The sequence below is a fragment of the Bacillus sp. FSL K6-1366 genome (assembly GCF_037976695.1).
Lineage (GTDB): Bacteria > Bacillota > Bacilli > Bacillales > Bacillaceae > Bacillus > Bacillus subtilis.
In genome coordinates, this window is record NZ_CP150268.1 from 1,569,783 (window position 1) to 1,593,420 (window position 23,638).

Annotated in this window: 19 protein-coding genes; 8 read left to right on the forward strand and 11 right to left on the reverse strand. The window is 44.3% G+C overall.

What is annotated here, in order from left to right; translation table 11 throughout:
- The first annotated feature begins 126 nt into the window (after window positions 1-126).
- Genes nagA through nagR form a run of 3 tightly spaced genes read left to right on the forward strand, consistent with a single transcriptional unit; the run spans window position 127 to window position 2,791 of the window.
- Complete coding sequence (gene nagA / locus MHI44_RS08305; RefSeq protein ID WP_069703637.1) at window positions 127-1,317, forward strand: N-acetylglucosamine-6-phosphate deacetylase; 1,191 nt, start codon at window positions 127-129, stop codon at window positions 1,315-1,317.
- Complete coding sequence (nagB, locus tag MHI44_RS08310) at window positions 1,314-2,042, forward strand: glucosamine-6-phosphate deaminase (RefSeq protein ID WP_153256542.1); 729 nt, start codon at window positions 1,314-1,316, stop codon at window positions 2,040-2,042. The genes nagA and nagB overlap by 4 nt, the downstream gene beginning before the upstream one ends.
- Window positions 2,043-2,059: 17 nt before the next feature.
- On the forward strand, window positions 2,060-2,791 hold the full coding sequence (nagR, locus tag MHI44_RS08315) for an N-acetylglucosamine utilization transcriptional regulator NagR (protein WP_134154552.1): 732 nt from the start codon (window positions 2,060-2,062) through the stop codon (window positions 2,789-2,791).
- 19 nt (window positions 2,792-2,810) lie between these two features.
- Here the strand turns inward: nagR and MHI44_RS08320 are convergent, their stop codons facing one another.
- Window positions 2,811-6,680, reverse strand: a complete 3,870-nt coding sequence (locus MHI44_RS08320) for a metallophosphoesterase (protein ID WP_339203313.1) — start codon at window positions 6,678-6,680, stop codon at window positions 2,811-2,813.
- 164 nt (window positions 6,681-6,844) lie between these two features.
- Between MHI44_RS08320 and MHI44_RS08325 the strand changes: the two genes are divergently transcribed.
- Complete coding sequence (locus tag MHI44_RS08325; RefSeq protein ID WP_339203314.1) at window positions 6,845-7,318, forward strand: MarR family transcriptional regulator; 474 nt, start codon at window positions 6,845-6,847, stop codon at window positions 7,316-7,318.
- Window positions 7,319-7,358: 40 nt separating this feature from the next.
- Here the strand turns inward: MHI44_RS08325 and cypX are convergent, their stop codons facing one another.
- Together cypX and pchC are read right to left on the reverse strand one after the other, a co-directional pair.
- A complete protein-coding gene (gene cypX, locus MHI44_RS08330; protein ID WP_212059090.1) occupies window positions 7,359-8,576 on the reverse strand; it encodes a cytochrome P450, cyclodipeptide synthase-associated in 1,218 nt (405 codons plus the stop codon).
- A 15-nt stretch (window positions 8,577-8,591) separates the two neighbouring features.
- Entirely contained in the window at window positions 8,592-9,338 is a 747-nt protein-coding gene (gene pchC, locus MHI44_RS08335) for a cyclo(L-leucyl-L-leucyl) synthase (protein WP_003242712.1), read from the reverse strand.
- Between the two features lie 425 nt (window positions 9,339-9,763).
- Here pchC and pchR point away from each other — a divergent pair, with 425 nt between their 5' ends.
- Together pchR and MHI44_RS08345 are read left to right on the forward strand one after the other, a co-directional pair.
- Entirely contained in the window at window positions 9,764-10,273 is a 510-nt protein-coding gene (gene pchR / locus MHI44_RS08340; protein WP_029318331.1) for a pulcherriminic acid biosynthesis transcriptional regulator PchR, read from the forward strand.
- A 20-nt stretch (window positions 10,274-10,293) separates the two neighbouring features.
- Window positions 10,294-11,505, forward strand: coding sequence for an MFS transporter (locus tag MHI44_RS08345; protein WP_003228068.1), 1,212 nt, complete (start codon window positions 10,294-10,296; stop codon window positions 11,503-11,505).
- Window positions 11,506-11,532: 27 nt separating this feature from the next.
- On the opposite strand, the gene MHI44_RS08350 is transcribed toward MHI44_RS08345, so the two are convergent.
- Genes MHI44_RS08350 through yvlA form a run of 4 tightly spaced genes read right to left on the reverse strand, consistent with a single transcriptional unit; the run spans window position 11,533 to window position 13,544 of the window.
- Window positions 11,533-11,892, reverse strand: a complete 360-nt coding sequence (locus tag MHI44_RS08350; RefSeq protein ID WP_003228066.1) for a phage holin family protein — start codon at window positions 11,890-11,892, stop codon at window positions 11,533-11,535.
- Between the two features lies 1 nt (window position 11,893).
- Window positions 11,894-12,091 carry a PspC domain-containing protein gene (locus tag MHI44_RS08355; RefSeq protein ID WP_015384763.1) on the reverse strand — a complete coding sequence of 66 codons (198 nt, stop codon included), beginning with the start codon at window positions 12,089-12,091 and terminating at the stop codon, window positions 11,894-11,896.
- A 4-nt stretch (window positions 12,092-12,095) separates the two neighbouring features.
- Window positions 12,096-13,193, reverse strand: coding sequence for a DUF4097 domain-containing protein (locus tag MHI44_RS08360; protein WP_163131435.1), 1,098 nt, complete (start codon window positions 13,191-13,193; stop codon window positions 12,096-12,098).
- A gap of 24 nt (window positions 13,194-13,217) precedes the next feature.
- Entirely contained in the window at window positions 13,218-13,544 is a 327-nt protein-coding gene (gene yvlA, locus MHI44_RS08365; RefSeq protein WP_003244375.1) for a protein YvlA, read from the reverse strand.
- A 217-nt stretch (window positions 13,545-13,761) separates the two neighbouring features.
- Between yvlA and MHI44_RS08370 the strand changes: the two genes are divergently transcribed.
- Window positions 13,762-13,992 (forward strand): hypothetical protein, encoded by a 231-nt coding sequence (locus MHI44_RS08370; protein ID WP_003235419.1) that lies wholly within the window; start codon window positions 13,762-13,764, stop codon window positions 13,990-13,992.
- Between the two features lie 198 nt (window positions 13,993-14,190).
- Here the strand turns inward: MHI44_RS08370 and hag are convergent, their stop codons facing one another.
- The 4 genes from hag to MHI44_RS08390 all read right to left on the reverse strand — a co-directional run bounded on the left by hag (window position 14,191) and on the right by MHI44_RS08390 (window position 20,651).
- Window positions 14,191-15,030 carry a flagellin Hag gene (hag, locus tag MHI44_RS08375; RefSeq protein ID WP_050258599.1) on the reverse strand — a complete coding sequence of 280 codons (840 nt, stop codon included), beginning with the start codon at window positions 15,028-15,030 and terminating at the stop codon, window positions 14,191-14,193.
- 338 nt (window positions 15,031-15,368) lie between these two features.
- The gene (gene uvrA, locus MHI44_RS08380) at window positions 15,369-18,242 is read right to left on the reverse strand and encodes an excinuclease ABC subunit UvrA (RefSeq protein ID WP_080529851.1); all 2,874 of its coding nucleotides are present in this window, start codon (window positions 18,240-18,242) and stop codon (window positions 15,369-15,371) included.
- Window positions 18,243-18,249: 7 nt separating this feature from the next.
- Complete coding sequence (uvrB, locus tag MHI44_RS08385) at window positions 18,250-20,235, reverse strand: excinuclease ABC subunit UvrB (RefSeq protein ID WP_003243787.1); 1,986 nt, start codon at window positions 20,233-20,235, stop codon at window positions 18,250-18,252.
- A 185-nt stretch (window positions 20,236-20,420) separates the two neighbouring features.
- The gene (locus MHI44_RS08390; RefSeq protein ID WP_003228053.1) at window positions 20,421-20,651 is read right to left on the reverse strand and encodes a CsbA family protein; all 231 of its coding nucleotides are present in this window, start codon (window positions 20,649-20,651) and stop codon (window positions 20,421-20,423) included.
- 446 nt (window positions 20,652-21,097) lie between these two features.
- Here MHI44_RS08390 and MHI44_RS08395 point away from each other — a divergent pair, with 446 nt between their 5' ends.
- On the forward strand, window positions 21,098-23,593 hold the full coding sequence (locus MHI44_RS08395) for a PEP/pyruvate-binding domain-containing protein (RefSeq protein ID WP_181217479.1): 2,496 nt from the start codon (window positions 21,098-21,100) through the stop codon (window positions 23,591-23,593).
- Window positions 23,594-23,638: the final 45 nt, after the last annotated feature.

Here is a 23,638-nt window from a genome sequence, read left to right on the forward strand (position 1 = left end):
ATCACTTTCAGGCTTGAACCTAAAACAGATTTTATAAAAGGCGGGAAAACACCTCAGCTGGTCTAGATCACTAGTCTGAAAAAGAGTAAAATAAAGGTATTCAAATTCCAGAAAGGCGGATCATCTATGGCAGAGAGTCTTCTTATCAAAGACATTGCGATCGTGACAGAAAATGAAGTAATCAAAAACGGCTATGTCGGAATCAATGACGGAAAAATCAGCACAGTCTCAACAGAACTGCCCAAGGAGTCATATTCAAAAGAGATTCAAGCACCTGCGAATTCCGTTTTGCTTCCCGGCATGATTGACATTCATATCCACGGCGGCTATGGCGCAGATACGATGGATGCAAGCTTTTCTGCGCTCGACATCATGTCGTCAAGACTTCCCGAAGAAGGCACGACGAGCTTTTTAGCCACAACGATTACCCAAGAGCATGGGAACATTTCTCAAGCTTTGGTGAACGCAAGAGAGTGGAAAGCGGCTGAAGAGTCCTCTTTATTAGGTGCAGAACTGCTCGGCATTCATTTAGAGGGCCCCTTTGTTTCGCCTAAAAGAGCCGGAGCGCAGCCAAAGGAGTGGATTAGGCCTTCGGATGTTGTGCTTTTCAGAAAGTGGCAGCAGGAGGCGGGCGGACTGATCAAAATTGTTACACTTGCGCCGGAGGAGGATCAGCATTTTGAACTGATCCGCCATTTGAAAGACGAATCGATTATCGCGTCCATGGGGCACACGGATGCCGATTCCGAATTGCTGTCGGATGCCGCAAAAGCAGGGGCGAGCCATATGACCCATCTGTACAACGCGATGAGCCCGTTTCATCACCGAGAGCCCGGAGTGATCGGAACGGCGCTGGCCCATGATGGGTTTGTGACAGAGCTAATAGCCGATGGCATCCACTCCCATCCTTTAGCGGCTAAGCTTGCTTTTTTGGCGAAAGGCAGCAGCAAGCTCATTTTAATTACCGATTCCATGAGGGCAAAAGGCCTGAAAGACGGCGTTTATGAGTTCGGCGGCCAAAGTGTGACGGTAAGAGGACGAACAGCTCTTCTTTCAGACGGAACCCTTGCCGGTTCGATCCTCAAAATGAACGAAGGCGCACGGCATATGCGTGAGTTTACAAATTGCTCTTGGACGGATATAGCTAATATAACTTCTGCAAACGCGGCCAAACAGCTGGGCATCTTTGACCGAAAAGGCAGTGTAACTGTGGGAAAAGATGCAGATTTGGTGATTGTCAACAGTGATTGCGAGGTGATTCTCACCATTTGCCGCGGAAACATTGCATTTATATCCAAGGAGGCTGACCAGATATGAAAGTAATGGAATGTCAAACGTATGAAGAGCTAAGCCAAAAAGCAGCCAGAATAACGGCAGATACAATCAAGGAAAAACCTGATGCCGTTCTCGGGTTAGCGACAGGCGGCACACCGGAAGGCACGTATCGCGAGCTGATCCGCCTGCACCAAACTGAGAATCTCTCATTTCAAAACGTCACTACAGTTAATTTGGATGAGTACGCCAGACTTTCAAGCGACGACCCGAACAGCTATCACTTCTATATGAACGACCGTTTTTTTCAGCATATCGACAGCAAGCCTAGCCGGCATTTTATTCCGAATGGAAATGCAGACGATTTGGAGGCCGAATGCAGACGGTATGAACAGCTAGTCGATTCCCTCGGCGGCACTGACATTCAGCTTCTCGGCATCGGCCGAAACGGACACATCGGCTTTAACGAACCGGGAACGTCTTTCAAGTCGCGAACTCATGTTGTGACATTAAATGAGCAAACCCGCCAGGCGAATGCCAGATATTTTCCTTCCATAGACAGCGTGCCGAAAAAAGCACTCACAATGGGAATTCAAACGATACTCTCAAGCAAGCGTATTCTGCTGCTCATTTCTGGAAAAAGCAAAGCGGAAGCTGTTCGTAAGCTGTTAGAAGGAAACATAAGCGAAGATTTTCCCGCATCTGCTTTGCACCTGCATTCCGATGTTACGGTTTTGATTGATCGTGAAGCCGCGTCATTAAGACCTTGAAAGGAACATGCTGACTTATGAATATCAATAAACAATCGCCTATTCCGATTTATTACCAGATTATGGAGCAATTAAAAAACCAAATTAAGAGCGGAGAGCTGCAGCCGGATATGCCTCTTCCTTCTGAGCGCGAATATGCCGAACAATTCGGGATCAGCCGGATGACAGTTCGCCAGGCGCTTTCTAATTTAGTTAATGAAGGCTTGCTCTATCGCCTGAAGGGGCGGGGCACCTTTGTCAGCAAGCCAAAAATGGAACAAGCACTTCAAGGGCTGACAAGCTTTACCGAGGATATGAAAAGCCGCGGGATGACACCGGGCAGCAGGCTCATTGATTATCAGCTTATTGATTCGACTGAGGAGCTCGCGGCTATATTAGGCTGCGGGCACCCCTACTCTATCCATAAAATCACTCGGGTGCGGCTGGCAAATGATATTCCGATGGCGATTGAGTCCTCACATATTCCGTTTGAGCTTGCGGGTGAATTGAACGAATCGCATTTTCAGTCGTCGATCTATGATCATATTGAAAGGTACAACAGCATACCGATTTCCCGTGCAAAACAGGAGCTTGAGCCAAGCGCTGCCACCACGGAAGAAGCGAACATTCTTGGTATTCAAAAGGGAGCGCCAGTCCTATTAATTAAACGAACAACATATCTGCAGAACGGAACTGCTTTTGAGCATGCAAAATCCGTATACAGAGGCGACCGTTATACATTTGTCCACTATATGGATCGTCTTTCATAAAAAAAGCCTCCAACCCTTTTTAAGGATTGGAGACATGGCGAAAATCAAACTGGTCTGGTGCCGGACGATATGTTTCTTTTTTCGTCTTGAACTTCCAGATCGGTGATTTCGTTTTGCCGTTAAAACTGTCTTCCACTATAATGTACCAATAATAAACAGACTGCGGTTCAAGATGATCCCAGCGGAATTCAGCTGTATCCCCGCTCTTCACTTGCTCCCGTTTTCCGAGCTCTTCATTGGTATATACGTTACATTCAAAATAATCGGTTTCCACCTTTTTGATTCTTGGCTTCAAATCAAGCGAAAGGGAAAATTCATCCTTGTTGCCATAGGTATCCGTATCATAGTAATTCTTATCCTTTACATACGGAGAATACGTCGATACGTGCACCATGTCATTGGCCTGGTCAAATTGAAGCAAACGCAAATACCCTTGACCGCCTTCTGGCCCGCCCTGATAATCGGCCAGCATTTGATGCACAAGACGATCCGGCTTCCCATCACCATCATCATCCAGCTCATCTGTTTTTCTCATCGCACTATGATAATGCCCGCTCAATACCATCACGACATTCGGGTTCGGCTTTACGATTTCTTTGAATATTTTCTCTCCGATCGGGCTTCTGTTTCCGCTGACCAGCAAATACTCATGAAAAGCTAAAATGGCCATCCGGTCAGGGTGTTTCTTCAGCACCTGATTCATCCACGCGATGTCTTCATCCGTAATGCCCCATCCCATGTACAGCATGATATAATCATTGCCGTTGCTAGAAATCAGGTCATAATGTCCGCGGTTGTTTTTATAGGAACCGCCATAATGCAATTTTTTATCAAAACGATCGCTGCCAAAATATTTGCCAAACGCCCTGTAGGAGCCGTCCTTATGTCCGACATCGTGATTGCCGGCCAGCACGCCGTAAGGAATTCCGCTCTTATCCAGAACGGACATTGACCGATCAGCGTTTTTCCACTGTCTGATATCGGCGGAATCATCTACAATATCACCCGTGTGGAACACATATTTGATATTGAGCTGCTTTTGATTATCTTTTATCCATTCGGTCTGTTTATCAAAAATATGCGGATAGCTTTCGGCGTAATACTGTGTATCAGACATCCAGACAAATGTGTACATATCCTTCGCAGGAGGAATTTCATCCTGTACAATCACATTCATTTTCGACTCCCGTACAAAATCGGCGGCAATCACAGACGCTTTCAGCGTAAACGGTTTGTCATCCTTCGCTACGAAGCTGTCAACAGGCTGCCATTCGTTTGTCCGATAATTCCAAGCATACATCGTCACCTTTCTCCCCGGCAAAGAACTGCCCTTCCAGACTGCTTCTGCCAGATCATTCTCATCAATTGATGGATCAACCGTCACTTCAAAGCGATGATAAGGGAAAAGCTCTTTGTTTTCTGTCGATACTGTTTTTCCATCAGCAGCTGATACCCGCTCCAATTCTTTATTCGTAAATGGGGTCTCCCTTTCCGGCACAAAGCTTTTCGGCGGTTCAGTCAGTGACGCGTGTTTAAATATTTTCACATGATTGCGCGCTGTATATTGAAATCCCCTATAAAAACCAACATCCATGGCATCATTCGTCGGATCTTTCACCCGTACAGAAAGCTTGGCCTTATGCGTGTCGGCTTCGCTGTCTATAACCTCCGGCTGGTCCGGATGCTCTCGTTCGGTTTTAAATATCCTCTCAATCACTGTTTTATTGCCCGCGAGATCCGTTGCTGTCACTTTTAGAGAATGTTTTCCCGGCAAAAGGTCAGAAGATGACGTATGATATGGGAGTGTAATGCTTTCTCCATCTAACGACGCCTCCGCTTCCTCAATTCTGCTCCATTTATCATACATATCCGCCTGCAGGATAAGGTTTCCTTTATACGTTTGCCCCTCGGTGATATTCGGCTCAATGTGAGGTCCTGAATTATCTACCCGTACAACCAGGCTGACATTTTCCTTCCCGTCGCTTGCTTGAATATGGTGAGCGCCTTCAGAAAGCTTTGATGTATCCCACTCCAGCAGCTGTGATGTAAATAGTCCGTCAGGCAGATTGAACTGAAATTGCCAGCTTTTATTTGAGCGCTGATTATCGCCAATAAAGAGTTCCTTCTCAGGGGACACCCTCTGATCCCTGATCACCGTTCCATCCGATAACACCAATCGGGCGTTTTTGACTAAGAAGTCATCACGGTTTTCAGCCGTATCAAACGGGGACACCTTCGAACCCGATCGTATCGTAATACGCTGCAGCTGCTTCCCTTTCCGAAGCAGTGTCTCTGGCAATGGAACAGAATAGGTGCGGTATTTATTTGTTGTATCATCGAACACCTTCAGCACTTTGCCTTCCATCGTTACCGCGTTTTTAAAATAAAGGTTCGTTTTCCTCGTATCGAATGCAAAATATACTTCTTTTTCCATCGCGGGCTCTGTCACTTGTTTTTTCCCGTCAATCCACAGCTTAATGCTGTCAGCTCGCCCTTCTGTCGTGGCTTTGAGAAATTGAGTTCCCGACAGCGTGTCTCTGTTTTCAATATTCATCCGCAGACCGTGCGCCTTGCTTGTTTGTTTAATATCAATCATTTTGACCGGCGTTCTCGCTTCATTGATCCCGTCCCCGGCCGCCACATAATACTCTAGCTGATCCTTCCCGATCAATTCAGGCGAATACACAATATAATGGAAGAGATTATCGTTACGGTCTTTTTCAGCAAGAATTCGCTTAAACGGTTTGTTCTCATCCGTCCGGTAGTAAAAGGCCGCTGTTTTCACTAGGCTTCGGTCCCGTATGTCAGCCCGCAGCTCAATGCTTTCAGCAGGGCGGACAGGCTTGCGGTCAGTCAAATCCTCAATGACCGGCTTTTCTTTATCGAGCTTGATTTTCCGTTTCTGCTCGGGCACCTGTGCCTGTAATACGGTTCCGGGAGACGGATTCTTTTCTCCGATTGAAATGTTCAGAAGTTCTGCGGTTCCGTTCAACGGATACTTATAAAGCACTGATGACAGCCGGCGCAGCGCATGTTTCCGATAATGCGCAACCGAAATGTCCTTTCCTGTATTCGTTGATATCACAACGGCCCGCGGCCTCGTATTGGCCATACCCTCTGTCTCGTCTATCACCGCGAGATTTTTTCCTTCCGTTAATTGTGTCTGGTAATATCGATTGAAATCCTCCGCCGTCAATTCTGGATGCCCGGCAGGCTTCAGCCAGACGACAAACGTTTCGCCGGATGGTATCAAGATCCTTTCATCAGGTCTCCAAATCAGATCGGAGTCAGGCCCTTCTTTTGGGTAGCGGTAACGGATATGGTAGTCTTTAAAATCAATCGTTCTGTCAGTCGTATTAAAAATCTCAATAAATTCATAACCGTCTGCGCGTCCTATATTCTTCGTATCAACCGCCAGCTCTGTGATCAGAAGCTCCGGAATATGGGCAAGGTCAGCCTGGTATCCTTCAAGCTTCAGTTTCTTCGTCTCCGACTCAACCCGCTGCTTCCCATTCGACATCACAATGTAATACTCAAGCTCGCTGTTCCAAATCAAACGTTTCGGAATTTGTGCCAAAAACTTGCGGACCGCTCCGGGGGTCGGGTCCATCGGCACCATTTTGTAGCCCAGCTCATTACTTTGTTTATAAAAAAGAAAGGCGGAAAATGCTTGATACGAATTATCGCGAACTTGAGCCTCAATCATTAGATTGCTTCTCATTTCAGCTTTCACATCAATTTGAGGAGGATTTTCAAGCAAGGGTATGTAATGAGGCGTCTGAAATGGTTCCTGCTGAACAACAGGAAAAGCTTTCGATTCATGATGGCCGCCAGACAAAACGGAAAGAAAAGACAATAATATAGAAGCAATAACCGTGTATTTCCTCATCAAAGCACCTCCCTTTTCATGTATTTTGCGTCTGAACAGGGAAGCTTATGAGTTCATTTTTGTGCATAAAGAACAAAAAAACGTCTGTCTCTTGAAAATTCCACTATTACCCAGTAAACTAAGGATAGTTAACCAGTTAACAATTAAATCAGAGAGGCAAATTGATGGACAACAGCATTCATGATGAATTATTTCAAGCTATACAACAATTCGCATTAAAAAGGGATAAACGCGTCTGGCAAAAGGTGCAGATACCATCCATTGGCATATCCTCACAACATCACGATCACCTCAAAAAAGACTGGACTTTGACCCAGCTTCACATTGTTTCCTGCATACATACCAGCCAAAATGTGAACAACAGCTTCTTAGCATCCCGTTTACACATCTCAAAAGCCGCTGTTTCAAAAGCGGTTCATGCTTTGTTGAAACACAATATCATTACAGTGACAAAAAAGCCTGGCAACAAAAAAGAAATTTTTTATACGCTAACTGATAGCAGCAGAAAATTGGCGGTATTACATGAACAGCTTCATGAGAAAGCAAAGGAGCAATATAAACAGCTTTTCAATGAATTTTCAATTGATGATTTAAAAACAGTGACTGCGTTTTTCAACTTGTGGATCAAATATATGTAAAAAGAGTCTCACCCGCATGGGAGAGACCTTTGGAATTCTATTATGCCCCGTCAAACGCAACGAGAAGTGAAACAGGCCCGCGTGTATACAGACCGGACTCAGCATAACAAAAATCTTCCTCTAATCTGATATTCCGCATCTTATCCAGCACAATATTAGCTACAATTTCGATTTCGTTTTTGGCAAAAGCTGCTCCTACACAGTTATGAATGCCGGATCCGAAAGCGAGATGCCGGGCGGCGCCGCTAAAAGCGCTCTTGATGCCAATATCTTCCCGATGAATATTAAACACGTCAGGCTGTTCAAATGCTTCAGGGTCCCGGTTAGCCGCACCGATCATACAAAAAACAATCGTATCTTTTTTGATTTCCATACCGCCGACCACTGTATCTTGGGACAGCTGCCGCGGAATCAGCTGAACCGGCGGTTTATAACGCAATGTCTCCGCAATGGCTCTCGGAACTAACGAACGGTCAGCCAAAACATCATTCATCTGCTCAGGATTGTTGAGCAAATGGTAGATCATCAGTGCCAGCGTCTTATCAGCCGGTTCCGTTGCGGCTAACAGCACATTAAGAATCAGTGCGAGTATATCCTTGTCCGACATCGCCATGCCTTCATATTCAGAAGTACATAGGATGGAAATTAAATCTGATCCCGGATTGACGCGACGTTCTTTAATGACCGGCATCAAGTATTGGGAAAGCTGTTCGCTGCACCATAACGAATGTGCCCGCGCTTCAGGAGATTGAGAGATACTCGTGATAAAATCGGCAACTCCGCTGTGCCACTCAGAGATTTTTTCATGGTCTCTTTTATCCAGCCCGAGCATGTCCATCGTGACGCACACCGCAAACGTCTTTCCAAAATCATTGACGAGATCAATTTTCCCTCTTTCAAGATAAGGCGCTAACAAGTTTTCTGCATTTTGTTTAATCAATGGAGACAGATGATCCAGTGCGTCACCGATGAAGCTTCTCACTACAATTCTTCTTTTGGCAGAGTGTTCTTTTCCATGCATTTGGGCCAGCACAGGGCCTCGCATGACTGGTTCGGCACGCTCAACAAGTGATTTCGTCGTGAAAATATCCGGATGCTGAAGGATATAGCGGACATCATGATAGCGGCTGATAAAATAACTGTCTATCGACTCTTCATAATGAACCGGATCTTCCTCCCGCAGTTGTGAAAAATAAGCATATGGATTGTTTTGAAATTGATCAGAAAGCACACTAAACAATTTAATCGATTGGCTCATGTTTTACTCCCCCTATCATCCTTCAGATGTGATCCGTTTCTCAGAAAGCATCTGCGCCATTTCCTGTACAATGAGATACCCTTGATTCGGCCGCATACAAATAGAAAATTCATGGTTACTGATCTTCTCACCCAGCTTCCACGGACGATGATAAGCAAGGAGTGTCTCTTCCACCTCTAAAATATCCGGAGCTCCGATAAAAAACGGCAGCTCAGCTATGACATATTCCACAGCCAAATTCAGCATATCCTCACTGACTTCTTCCATCATCAAACTGACGCCCCGCGCACGCCCGATTATCGCTTCACGAGACATGTCCAAACAAGCATGTCGAAAATGAGGCTGCTCAAAAAATGCATGTTCAACTTCTTGTCTCAACAGCTGGTAGGCTTTGTTATCTATAAAATCAGAAAATGTATGAATCGCCTTCGGATCCCCGCCATGAGCCACAAGGGCTCTTTCTGCAAATCTCCTGTTTCGTGATACCTCTTTCCTTACTTTTCGTTCAGCCTTTCCTCTCGGAGTTCCAAGCGCTTCTAGAAGATTAGCCGCCTCATGCCCTGCAAGTAAAACTGAAACGCTTTTAAATTGAGCTTTCGCCCATCCAATTAATCTGTAAATATAATCCTCTGAAAACCTGCTGTTAAATGGGCTGATCCCCACCAAAACATGCCTGCGCCGTTCAAATATTTCTCTGCAGTTTTCTGTTAATGCCTCAGCAATAAAATGCACAGACCTTCTTTCCGTTACCATTCCGGTCATCTCATTCACCCCTAAAACTTATCCCGCTTTAAGTCATCACCCTCAAATACAAGATGGAATAGCTAGAACAACTGAACAAGACGAATGGCAGGCAGCACTTAAAGTTTCCAAATGTTTTTTAAAATTTTAATAACTATTTCCATTTCACATATCATGATAAATGTTTACTAGTAAACATTAGTCATTTTATCCCTTTTCCTTCCAAACGTCAATATGATCTGCGCCCAAATATTTGAAAATAAATGTAAACATCACATTTTCCACACACTTTTTACACGCATATTCAGCATGACAGATCAACAAATAGTCTAAACACCAACAATTGACAACGAAAACAAGAAAAGATAAAATGAAATTGTTCACCAGTAAACGATTTGTTTTATTGTTTCATCGTAAACTATTATTACTAAGAAAGAAGGTAGCCTATGTCTGATTTGACAAAACAGATGATATACGACATATACGTGAGACTGCTGCACCTTAATGAACAAAAAGCGAATACTTCACTTCAGCAATTTTTTAAGGAGGCCGCAGAAGAGGATGTGATTGATATCCCTAAAAACATGACAAGCATACATGTCATTGACTGTATCGGCCAGCATGAACCCATTAATAATGCCGGAATTGCCAGAAAAATGAACTTATCGAAAGCGAATGTAACGAAAATCAGCACAAAACTGATCAAGGAAGAATTCATTAACAGCTATCAGCTGACAGATAACAAAAAAGAAGTTTATTTTAAATTAACCCGTAAAGGCAGACGGATTTTCGACTTACATGAGAAACTGCATAAAAAAAAGGAGCTGGCTTTTTACCAATTCCTTGATTCATTTTCACAAGAAGAACAAAAGGCTGTATTGAAGTTTCTAGAGCAGTTGACGTCAACACTTGAAGCAGAACAAACCGATGGGACTCCGGACAAACCTGTAAAGTAAACAAAAAGGCGGTGTACACTTTGGCTCATACAAAATCAAAGGCAGTATTGATCTTATACACTGTTTGCTTCAGTGCATTTTTTGCATCTTTAAGCCAGAACATTTATTCACCTATTCTTCCGATCATTAAAGAATCATTCCATGTTTCCACAGCTATGGTGAACCTGTCAGTCTCAGTTTTTATGATTGTGACAGCAATAATGCAAATTATATTAGGAGCGATCATTGATTTTAAAGGCGCTCGGATCGTCTTGATTACCGGTATTCTGGCAACGGCAGCAGCCAGCATCGGCTGTGCGGTGACTACTGACTTTACTTTGTTTCTGATATTCAGAATGATACAGGCAGCCGGTTCCGCAGCACTGCCTCTTATTGCTGCCACAACGATCGGACAGCTGTTTACAGGCAATGAACGCGGGAGTGCAATGGGAACGTATCAAATGCTCCTGTCTGTCGCACCGGCTATTGCCCCAGTTCTAGGAGGATTCATAGGCGGAGCAGCCGGATACGAAGGGATTTTTTGGATACTTGCGGCCATCTCGATCGTTTTGCTGGTGACAAACAGCATCACCTTTCCTAAAGATTCTCCAACTGAATCTATGCAGCAAGCCAAAGGCAATGTGTTCGCTCATTATAAATCAATATTTACAAATCGAACAGGGAACGTCATTTTGACTTTAAGTTTTGTTCTCTTTTTCATTTATTTTGCAGTAATTGTCTACCTCCCAATATTGCTGACAGAGCATTACCATATAGATGTGGGTATAGCAGGACTGTTATATTTGCCGCTGGCGCTGAGCACGATTGCAGGTACGTTTCTGTTTAAAAGAATACAGGCAAAAATCGGGCTGCACACCTTGTTTATCGGAAGCAATGTGATTGCCGCCTGCAGCATCATTTTATTTGCTGTTACACATTCCGTTTCTCTCGTTCTCATGGCTCTGACGCTGGCACTGTTTGGCATCTCGATGGGGGTTATTCCTCCCTTGTACTCTACAATGATTACTAATGAATTTGAGCACAACAGAGGGAGTGCAATCGGAATGTTTAACTTTATCCGATATACAGGCATGGCAGCAGGTCCGATGGTATCTGCCTACTTGCTCACAATGATGCCGTCTGCCATGTCCTTTAGCCTCCTAGGCCTTGGATTTGCCGCATTGAGCTTTTGCCTTCTTCCGCCAATGTTTTCGCCGCAGAAGCGCACGAAACAAAAAAAGCACCACATGTAAAAAAGCTGCCTTTGCGGGCAGCTTTTTTTATTTTTTTCTAAGCGGCTCTAAAATGCCTTTTTGAATTAGCAAATGGAAGACCGACAGGATAACGGATGCCCATATCGCTGTGCCGAAGCCGTCGATTTGAAAGCTGTCACCCATAATGGATGCGGTCATCATAAGCGTGATGGCGTTAATCACAAACAAGAAGAGCCCAAGCGTCACCATGGTGACCGGCAGTGTAAAGATAATTAAAAGCGGTTTAATCAGCACGTTTAAGATCGATAAAATGAGGCTGGCGATAATCGCTGCCCCAATGCTGCTGATATGGATGGAGTCAATATATCCATCAATGACGATTAATAACAATGCATTGACTAAAATGCTGACTGCCCATTTTACCATGTCATTTCATATCCCTTTCTGACGGGACGATAAAAATCCAAATGATATAAATGAGCAAAACCGGGAAGACACTTGTCATAATGGCTAAGATGACAGTTATGACTCTGAGGAGTGATGCGTCCCAATTGAAATATTCCGCGAGACCTCCGATAACACCGGCGATTTTCTTATTTTTTTCTGAGCGATAAAGCTTATTCATTCGATCACCTCTGTGAGTACTTTAGTTTGATGGCGCCTGTTAGTGATTCTGAGAAGACGGTGATGTTTTGATCATGTGCCTGATTTGAAGTGAACATCATTTCTTTTTGAATGGTATCATTTTTTTCCTTCAGCATCTCAACATCCATTAATTCATGGGACAGCGAACCCAGATTGCTTTTGAGTTCCGCCTTCACTGCCAGATCGTCCGGAATTGCAAGCTCTACATTTCCAGTCGTTGTTTTTGCATAAATGGAGCGGCAGTCTGATTCTGTTACGTTAATCGCAATATTTCCGTTAAAGCTTTGAACGTCAATGGATTCGCTTTTCCCTCGGAGATCGATCAATCCGTTAATGGTTTCCGCTTCTATCGTACCGCAGCTGTGGCTTGCGAGCTTAATTTGCCCGTTGGCCGTTTCAGCTATGGCTTTTTCGGCTGTTAAATACGAGAACGACAGCACGCCGTTTGTCGTTTTCGCTGAGAACTCTTTTACATGTAAATGTTCCCCTCTGACCGGACCGTTAAACAGCTTCACCCGAATCTTATCATACTCCTTCTGAGGAATATACAAAGTGACATTCGTTTTCATCGTCTTTTTCTCAGTACGGATAAAAAACTTATTACCTTTGATTTCACATTCAATATGCTGAAGAAATGCGTGTCTCGCCGCATCCTGGCTGTCAGCGCGATATACCTTCGCCTGGCATTCCGCTCTGATATCGTCATCTTCCCAAGGGACGATATTTACGCTGCCATTGGCAATTTGCAGCTCAACACTGGAAAAGTCAGTATCTTTAAATTGAAAAATGTGCTGAACATCATACGCATGGCCAAAGTTTAAATCAAGGTCAACTTCCTTGACCTTTTTCACAGCAGAATCAATCCAGTCAAACAGCTTGGCTCCTAAAGACGGTTTGCCGCTTTCTTTTTTTGCCGTTGTAAATGGCTCTTCCTCGTCATGAACGTGAACTGAGAGCGCTGTGATTTTCTCTTCTTTTTCCTTGTAGTCGCTGTCAAGCTTTTCAATCAGTGTCAAAGCTTCTTGTGCTGTAAGCTTTCCTTCCTCAACAAGCTTAAGGATTCGTTCCTTTTCTTGCTTCATTACGATCTCCTCCCCATTGTCTACTTATGCTGCACGCAGGACCTTAATGCCCTGAATCACATTCCAAATGATAATGCCAATGACAACTAAGAAATAAATAACCGCTCCCCCGATGATTACAAATACAGGAAGCAAGCTGTCTCCATCAATCGCAACGGCTCCGCCAAGTAAAGCAATAAAAAGGAACAGCCAGCCGACAAACGGAACAATGTGAGAAATAAGAGAGCGTATCGCATGGCGTTTTGTTTCTTTCTCATTTACAACAAAATATGCGACAATCGGCACAATGATTGGCGCAATGAACACACTGAAATAACAAAGTGATGCAATAATAGCTTGATTACGGTTCAATTCATTCCACACTCCTATTGTGAATTGTCCATGACAAAAGATCAGGGACGTTTTACTTATTTATACGTTTAAAATCTCTTCAGGTTTCAAATTCATTCTTTAGACATGCTCCGATTTACGGAAATTGGATTTTAAAAAGTTTTAGAAGTAGAATCTTCCGGCTATACCGATTACAATATGTAAAAAGCTTACGGCAACCAAGGAGGCTGGACAAGCAATGGAGAAAGATCCCAGTGACTATACAGTAACACAAGAATCAGTGTTAAAGCTGATTCATGAACAAAAAAGAATGAATCGTGAAATGATCGCCGAGCTTGAGCAGATTCACGGACCCTTCCCGATCTCTCACGATATCCAATATATAAAAGTGCTGCTCGACAGCAGCAACACGCATATTGTTCAAGATTTAATGAGTGTAAGTAAGCAGCTGTATAAGAAGACTTTGTAATTGCGGAAAACATATCATTCATTATAACTGAAACAAAGTTAAAGGTTAGATGACAATATCTTGCCTTTTTTGTTTTGAAAAAACAAGTGATTCCCTGGCTGTCACAAAATGATTGTAACAAAAAAAGCCTGCCGGCACATCCAGTTAATGGACTCTGTCGGCAAGCTGTAACTATCAGAAAGAGATAGCCGTTCAAAATTAACGTAACAATTGAAGCACGTTTTGCGGCTGTTGGTTTGCTTGAGCAAGCATCGCTTGAGAAGCTTGAGAAAGAATGTTGTTCTTTGTGAACTCGCTCATTTCTTTCGCCATGTCAACGTCACGGATACGGGACTCAGCAGCTGTCAGGTTTTCACCAGAAGCGCTTAAGTTGTTGATTGTGTGCTCTAGACGGTTTTGTACCGCACCAAGTTTAGCACGTTGAGTAGAAACTTGATTGATGGCTGCATCAATGCCTTTAAGCTGATCATCAAAAGAAGTAGTATCAAATTTTGTTACATCAAGAGTATTCAATTTAACAGTATCACTACCTAAGTCTTTTGCTGCCATGCTATCAATTTTAACGTTAAGCTGTTGACCAGCATTCGCACCAATTTGGAATGTGAAACCATTAGTTTCAGTTCCATCTAACAATTGCTTTCCGTTGAATTGAGTACGATTTGAAATACCGTCAACTTCCTCAATAAGCGCATCCATTTCATCTTTAATCGCACCAAGATCTTCATCTTGCTGTGTACCTGTGTTTCCTGCTTGAACAGTAAGTTCACGCATACGTTGAAGGATGGCATGAGTTTCAGTCAATGCACCCTCAGCTGTTTGGATAAGAGAGATTCCGTCTTGAGAGTTTTTAGAAGCCATTTCAAGACCTCTGATTTGTCCTCTCATTTTTTCAGAAATCGCAAGACCCGCTGCGTCATCTCCCGCACGGTTGATGCGAAGACCAGAAGAAAGTTTCTCCATGTTTTTTGAGCTCGCACTGTTGTTTGAAGACAAACGGTTTAGTGTGTTAAGCGCTGCAATATTGTGGTTGATTCTCATGTGAAAAATACCTCCATGTGTATATGTTTTTGAAATCAAAGACTTCCTTTTCTTTGATTTCTGGCGTATCAGATTCCAATAAAGCTTCTAACCTATGTAGATTCAGTTATTGCTTAAGGATGCCTTTAAGCCCCTTAATAGGGTTTGTCTGCTTAATTTGGAAATCATCATTCGCCTTTCAATTCATATATCGACAGCAATTTGTAAATGTTTAGGCGTTTTCCCAAAGAAATTTTACCCAAAGACGATTCTAAACCTATTATGCCGTAAAGAAAAAGCTTGCCTGCTAAGCCCAAGGATGGACTTGCTGACAAGCTGTCCCCTCTTAACAGAGGGTTTTAAGATGTAGCTGTTTCTTTCGCTTTCAAGAGCGATTTCATGCGTGTTTTGTCACGTTCGATAACAGGCTTCAAATAACGGCCTGTATACGATTCTTCCACTTCAGTGATTTCCTCAGGCGTTCCTGACGCGACAATGGTTCCGCCCCCGGCTCCGCCTTCCGGTCCCAAATCCACAATGTAATCGGCCGTCTTAATGATATCAAGGTTGTGCTCAATAACCAGTACAGTGTCTCCGTTGTCTACCAACCGTTGCAGCACGACAAGAAGCCTGGCGATATCGTCGACATGCAAACCTGTCGTCGGCTCATCTAAAATGTAGAGCGTGCGTCCGGTTGAGCGTTTGTGCAGCTCTGACGCGAGCTTCACGCGCTGCGCTTCTCCGCCTGACAAGGTCGTCGCCGGCTGGCCGAGCGTAATATAACCTAAACCAACATCATAAAGGGTTTGGAGCTTGCGTTTGATTTTCGGGATATTTTCAAAGAAAGAAAGAGCATCTTCAACCGTCATATCAAGCACATCAGAGATGCTTTTTCCTTTGTACGTCACTTCAAGCGTTTCACGGTTATAGCGTTTGCCGTGACACACCTCGCATGGAACGTATACGTCAGGAAGGAAGTGCATTTCAATTTTAATAATCCCGTCTCCGCGGCAGGCTTCACATCGTCCGCCCTTCACGTTGAAGCTGAAACGGCCTTTTTTATAGCCGCGGACCTTCGCTTCATTTGTCTGCGCGAATACATCACGAATGTCATCAAATACACCGGTGTATGTCGCAGGGTTGGATCTCGGCGTTCTTCCGATTGGCGCCTGGTCAATGTCAATGACTTTATCTAAATGATCCAAACCTTTAATCTCTTTATGGCTGCCGGGCTTCGCTTTCGCTTTATGAAGCTTTTGCGCCAGCGCCTTATGCAAAATTTCATTAACGAGTGTACTCTTTCCTGAACCGGAAACACCTGTAACTGCTGTAAACGTCCCAAGCGGGAACTTGGCATTCACTTTTTTCAGGTTGTTTTCTGAAGCACCTTTAATTTCAATGTAACGTCCGTCCGGCTTTCTTCTTTCAGGAGGTAATGGGATAAACTTTTTCCCTGATAAATAGCTGCCCGTTAATGAGTTTGGATCTTCCATCACTTCTTCCGGTGTACCCGCAGATATCACCTGTCCGCCGTGAATGCCGGCTCCCGGTCCAATATCTATTAAATAATCTGCTGCCATCATCGTGTCCTCATCATGTTCGACAACAATCAGCGTGTTCCCGAGTTCTCTCATATTTTTCAGAGCGCTGATCAAGCGGTCGTTATCACGCTGATGCAGACCGATAGACGGCTCATCTAAAATATAAAGCACACCGGATAAGCGCGAGCCAATTTGAGTCGCCAGCCTGATGCGCTGCGCCTCTCCCCCGGACAATGTACCCGCTGCCCTGCTCAATGTCAGGTAATCGAGGCCGACTTTGTCCAGAAAGCTTAAGCGCTCCACAATTTCGCGCAAAATCAAATTGGCGATCTGCATATCCTTCTCAGAAAGGGTAAGGTCTTTAAAGAAGGCAAGTGCGTCGGCGACAGACAGCTCGGTAATTTTTCCAATGTGGCGGCCGTCAATCAGTACGGCAAGCGCCTCTTTCTTTAACCGATAGCCTTTGCACGTCGGACAAGATTTCTGAGACATATACTGCTCCATTTGCTCACGGATGAAATCAGAGCCTGTCTCCTTATAGCGTCTTTCAATGTTGCGCAATACGCCTTCAAATTGAATTTCACCTTCGCGTATTTGTCCAAAATCATTTTCATATCGGAAATAAATCAGGTCATCCCCGCTGCCGTACAGCACTTTATCCAGTTGATGCTTCGGCAAATCTTTGACCGGCACATCCATATCAATCCCGTAGTGGGTGCAGACTGCCTCAAGCAGCTGAGGATAATATTGTGAGCTGATCGGTGTCCAAGGGGCGACCGCATTCTCCTTCAATGACAAATCTTGATTGGGGATGACAAGATCGGCATCCACTTCAAGCTTCATTCCGAGACCGTCACACGTCGGACACGCCCCGAACGGACTGTTAAACGAAAACAGACGCGGCTCAAGCTCACCAATTGAAAATCCGCAGTGCGGACAGGCATGATGCTCGCTGAACATCAGCTCTTCCTCACCGATGACATCGATCATAACCCGTCCTTCACCTAAACGAAGCGCCGTTTCCAATGAATCTGACAGCCGGGCTGCCACGCCTTCTTTCACGACAATCCGGTCAATGACTACCTCAATAGAATGCTTCTTGTTCTTTTCTAATTCGATATCGTCGGAAAGCTCAGCCATCTCGCCGTCAATTCTGACTCTGACATAGCCTTGTTTCCTAATCTGTTCAAGCACTTTGACATGAGCGCCTTTTCGGCCCGAGACAATCGGCGCCAGCACCTGAAGCTTCGTCCGTTCCGGGTATTCCAGAATTCTGTCCACCATTTGCTCGATGGTCTGGGATGTAATCTCAATTCCGTGCTCCGGACAATGAGGCTTCCCTACTCTCGCATATAAAAGACGCAGATAATCATAAATCTCAGTTACCGTACCGACAGTAGACCTCGGATTGCGGCTCGTTGTTTTCTGATCAATGCTGATGGCGGGAGAGAGCCCCTCAATTGCATCCACATCAGGCTTATCCATTTGCCCTAAAAACTGGCGGGCATAAGCAGACAGCGACTCGACATACCGTCTCTGTCCTTCAGCATATATCGTGTCAAAGGCAAGGGAGGATTTACCTGATCCGGACAAACCCGTGACAACGACAAGCTGATCTCTCGGAATCGTTACATCTATATTTTTCAGGTTATGCGCCCTGGCTCCCTTCACCTCTATCCGATCCATAGCCATTTGTTCATCATCCTTCCGCTTTTAGCTCTAAAAGTAAATCGCGAAGCTCCGCGGCTCTTTCAAAGTCAAGCGCCTTGGCGGCTTCCTTCATTTCATGCTCCATCTGTTCAACGACTTTCTGGCGTTCTTTCTTCGTCATTTTCGACAGCTTCGGCGCGGCTTTTGTTTTGTATTCCGCTTTATCCTCAGCTGCTACTGTGGCACGAATGACATCGCGAATTTCTTTATTTATCGTTTTCGGCGTAATGCCGTGCTCTTCGTTAAACCGCTCCTGCTGCTCGCGGCGGCGTTTTGTTTCATTAATCGCAATTTCCATAGACTTCGTTATTTTATCGGCGTACATAATGACGCGGCCTTCCGCATTTCTCGCTGCCCGTCCGATGGTCTGGATCAGCGACCGCTCCGAACGAAGGAAACCTTCCTTATCCGCATCCAAAATCGCAACAAGGGATACTTCGGGAATGTCCAAACCTTCCCTTAGCAGGTTGATGCCGACAAGCACATCGTACTTGCCAAGGCGCAGGTCGCGGATAATTTCAATCCGTTCAAGCGTCTTGATCTCAGAATGCAGATAGTTTACTTTAATGCCGATTTCCTTTAAATAATCGGTCAGATCCTCTGACATCTTCTTCGTCAAAGTTGTCACAAGCACCCGTTCATTCCGCTCGATTCTAGCTTGAATTTCGCCGATCAAGTCGTCAATCTGACCTTCGATTGGACGGACGTCAATAAGCGGGTCAAGAAGCCCCGTCGGACGAATGATCTGTTCAACCATTTCATCTGTATGTTCAATCTCGTACGGCCCTGGTGTTGCTGATACATACACGATATTGTGCATATGCTTTTCAAATTCCTCAAAACGAAGCGGACGGTTATCAAGCGCTGATGGAAGCCGGAAGCCGTGATCCACGAGCACCTGTTTCCGCGCCTGGTCTCCGTTAAACATGCCGCGCACCTGAGGAATTGTCACATGCGACTCATCCACCACGATCATAAAATCGTCTGGGAAATAATCAAGAAGCGTATACGGCGTTGAACCTGGAGGCCGCAGCGTCAAATGTCTTGAATAGTTCTCGATGCCGGAGCAGAAACCCATTTCACGCATCATTTCAAGATCATATCTTGTCCGCTGTTCTAAACGCTGCGCTTCAAGGAGCTTTCCGTTTTCATGCATGACCTTTAGCTGCTCCTCAAGCTCCTTCTCGATATTTTGAATCGCCTTCTCCATTTTCTCGGCCCGCGTTACGAAGTGGGATGCCGGGAAAATCGCAACATGATCTCGGTCGCCGAGAATTTCTCCTGTCAGCGCATCCACTTCCCGAATCCGTTCGATTTCGTCACCGAAAAATTCAACTCTGACACAATGCTCATCACGGGATGCCGGAAAGATTTCCACTACATCCCCGCGCACACGAAATGTACCGCGCTGAAAGTCGATATCGTTGCGGGCATATTGGATGTCTACAAGTTTTCTGAGCAGCTCGTTGCGCTCAATTTCCATTTCAGTCCGCAGTGACACGACCATTTCCCGGTATTCCTCAGGCGAACCGAGGCCGTATATACAAGACACACTCGCAATAATAATGACATCTCTGCGCTCAAACAAAGCTGATGTGGCGGAGTGTCTCAGTTTATCAATTTCATCATTAATACTAGCGTCTTTCTCTATAAATGTATCCGTTTGAGGCACATACGCCTCCGGCTGATAATAATCATAGTAGCTGACAAAATACTCGACAGCATTGTTCGGAAAAAATTCCTTGAACTCACTGTAAAGCTGTCCAGCAAGGGTTTTGTTATGGGCAATCACGAGAGTCGGCTTATTGACTTCTTTAATCAAATTAGACACCGTAAATGTTTTCCCAGTTCCTGTTGCACCCAGCAGAGTCTGATGCTTCTTGCCCTCCTGAATTCCTTTCACAAGCTTTTCAATGGCTTTCGGCTGATCTCCCTGGGGCTGATATTTCGAGACTAACTCAAAGCGATCTTTCACAAAAATAAGCCTCCGTTTCTTTAACGAAATCTTCCTATAGATATAGTAACACAATGGAAAGCAAAATCACTAAAAATACGAACTAAAGTTCGGTGGTTTTTTATTTCCAGCTGTTTTTGTGTATAAAAAACCTGCTTTTAAAACGTAAAAGCAGGTATTCGGTCTTTATATTCATTATGTCCGATTTATTCTTCTTTTTTCTCTGCAGCTTTTTTGGCCATATACAGTCCGCCAGCCACAAGAGACACAACATCCAATCCTACAATAAAATACGTTTCTGTATAGCCTTTTAAATAAGAGGCAAACAGCAATGCAGCTGTTAAAGCGATCGCCACATAATGATTAAAGGTGACTCTAGTAAATAGAACAACAAGCATAAAAGGGAAAAACAATGCAAAAACGGCTTTTGTAATCAACAAAAACCCTCCTCAGGGATTCTTCATCTGATCTGATTATAGTAAAAAATGAAGAATCGGACAATCGTGCATTCGCTCCCTCTACTACACCATACCCCTTTTCAGCCAAAATCAATCACCATATTTGCATTTTGGTGCCGGTCAAAACTTATTCCATGGTGCCGCTGTTCTAATCAGCGGCACTTTTTTTATTACATCATCAAGTCCGCCGCCAGATTCCGAGAATAAAAGAAAATAGGCATACAGTACCAGTACGGCCGCATTTTTCATGATAATCTAACTAACTTAACTATTCATTTTATTTAGGACTTTCTGCGTTTGACAGCATTTTCCTGAAAACCTACAATTGAATGATAGTGTTTACTATCATTTTTTAAAACACAGGCTCCGCAATAATAAGACTAGAGAGAAAAACAAAATGAATGAAGAAAAGAGGGGTTTCAAATATGTATTCTGTTTTATTTCGCCAGGCAGAAGAGTCCAGCCAACTGGCTGGAGCAAAAGGAATGAATTTGATTAAATTGACCAAACACGGTCTTCCTGTTCCGGACGGGTTTATTATTCAAACGAATGCGCTCGCACGTTTTATGGAGGACAACCAGCTTCAAGAGACTAGTGAAAACGTCGAAGGCGGGATCATTTCCGGAACATTTTCGGATGAGCTGAAAGATGAGCTGACTAGTTCCTTTTATAAGCTTAGAGAATCATATCGATCCGTAGCCGTGCGTTCTTCGTCTGCTTCGGAAGATTTAGAAGGCGCCTCATTCGCGGGTCAATATGAAACCTACTTAAATATCAAAACAGAGGAAGAGTTTCTGGCTAAAGTGAAAGAATGCTGGGCCTCATTTTTTTCTGGGCGGGTCAGCAGCTATAAGAAAAAAATGAACAATCAAATCGCAGAGCCGTTAATGGGAATAGTCGTTCAGGGGCTGATCGATTCAGAAATGTCAGGTGTTATCTTCAGCCGCAACCCTGTTACCCATGATGATAGAGAGCTTTTAATCAGCGCCAGCTACGGGTTGGGTGAAGCTGTTGTTTCAGGAAGTGTTACCCCAGACACGTTCATTGTTAATAAATCTTCGTTTGAGATTCAGAAAGAAATAGGTGCAAAGGAAATCTACATGGAGTCTGCGGCAGAAGGAATTGCTGAAAAAGAAACGAGTGAAGACATGCGCAGCCGTTTTTGCCTTACAGATGAACAAGTGATTGAATTGGCTGAAATCACAAAAAAAACCGAAGACCTGTACGGATATCCTGTTGATATAGAATTTGGAATTGCTGATCATCAAATATACCTTCTGCAAGCTCGCCCGATTACAACCATTGATCAGGACAAAAAAGCGGCAGAAGAAAAACGCAGCTTCATGATTACCGACACTGATATGAATGATTTCTGGCTTAACATGGAGTCTAATATTGAAGGTCCGGTGAGTCCGTTATTTTCATCCTTCATCGTGCCGGCATTGGAATATGGCTTGAAGAAGAGCATGCAAAAGTTTCCGATTGGTGTAGTTGTTGATGAAGTAAAACTTTATCGCGGACATATTTATTCCAAAAACCAAGGCGGACAGCAGCCTCCTTCTGAAGACTGTGGCAAAGAGCTTTTCCCGATTTTATCGGAGCATATGTATGACATCATCAATCACACATACCTCCCTTTTTACCGGACACTGGACCAGCTCGCACAAACTGAGCATACCGCAGAAAGCGCACTGGAAGCTTTTCAAAAACTAAAGGCCTTTTATCTCACGGCTTATGAAGAGCACTTTAATATCGTTTTCCCGCAAATCCTTTTAACAAACAAACTGCAAGCGATGTATCAGGACATTCAAGGAGAGTCCGAAAACGCTCATTTTTACGAGATGCTGACAGGAAAAATGAACAAATCACTGGAAACGGACCGTTGCTTATGGCTATTTTCTATGGAAGTTCAGGAGAACCCGAACCTTCTGACCATTTTTGAAAACAACAAGCCTGAACAGCTCCAGGAGAAATTGGAACAAACAGATGAGGGGAGACACTTCCTGAAGAACGTCCATGAATTCTTGCAAGAATACGGATGGAGATCTGTTAAAAGTCATGATCTGATTGAACAAATCTGGGTGGAAAATCCGTATTTCGCTCTGGCTAATATTCAAAATTATGTCCGTAATGGCTATCATTTTGACAATGAATTTCAGAAAACGAAAGAAAAACGAGAGAAATTATACAATGAATTCTTGGAAAGCATAGAAGATCCCGGTTTGCGCACCGAATTTGACCGCTATTATCAATGGACACTGAACTCTGCAAATATAAAAGATGATCACCACTTTTATATTGACGCCATGCTGGATGCCAAGGCGAGAATCTTTCTGCTGAAGATAGGTGAATTGCTGGCGGAAAACGGTGTCATTCAAGATCGTGAGGACCTTTGGTTTTTATATGACGACGAAGTGGAACAAGCGCTTCTTCACCCTGTATCCCTGCAAGAAAAGGCTGAAAAACGCAGACAGATTTTTCATGAGTATGAGCTGGCCCAAGCCCCTGCCTACCTCGGCACCCCGACAAAAGAACAGCTCAAAGCAGCTGAAGAAATTGTCGGCGCTGTGATAGAGGATGAAAAAAACACAGAGAATCATATTTTTGGCATTGCGGCATCAAGCGGCATTGCGACAGGTCCGGTGAAAATCATTCGGGACGCCAATGAATTTTCTCAATTCGCGCCTGGGGACGTACTCGTTTGCAAGATGACCACACCGCTATGGACCAGCCTGTTTCAAGACGCCAAAGCGATTATTACAGACACAGGCGGCATTTTGTCTCACGCTGCGATTATTGCCCGTGAATACGGCATTCCAGCCGTTCTCGGCACACGCACGGCAACCGAAAGACTGCGAGACGGTGACATCATCACTGTTGACGGAAGCAGCGGCAAAATCACAGTTGTCAGCCGGTCCTGATGCGTCCCCCTCTTTCTTATACAAGCGGGGCGGGTGTATACTTGT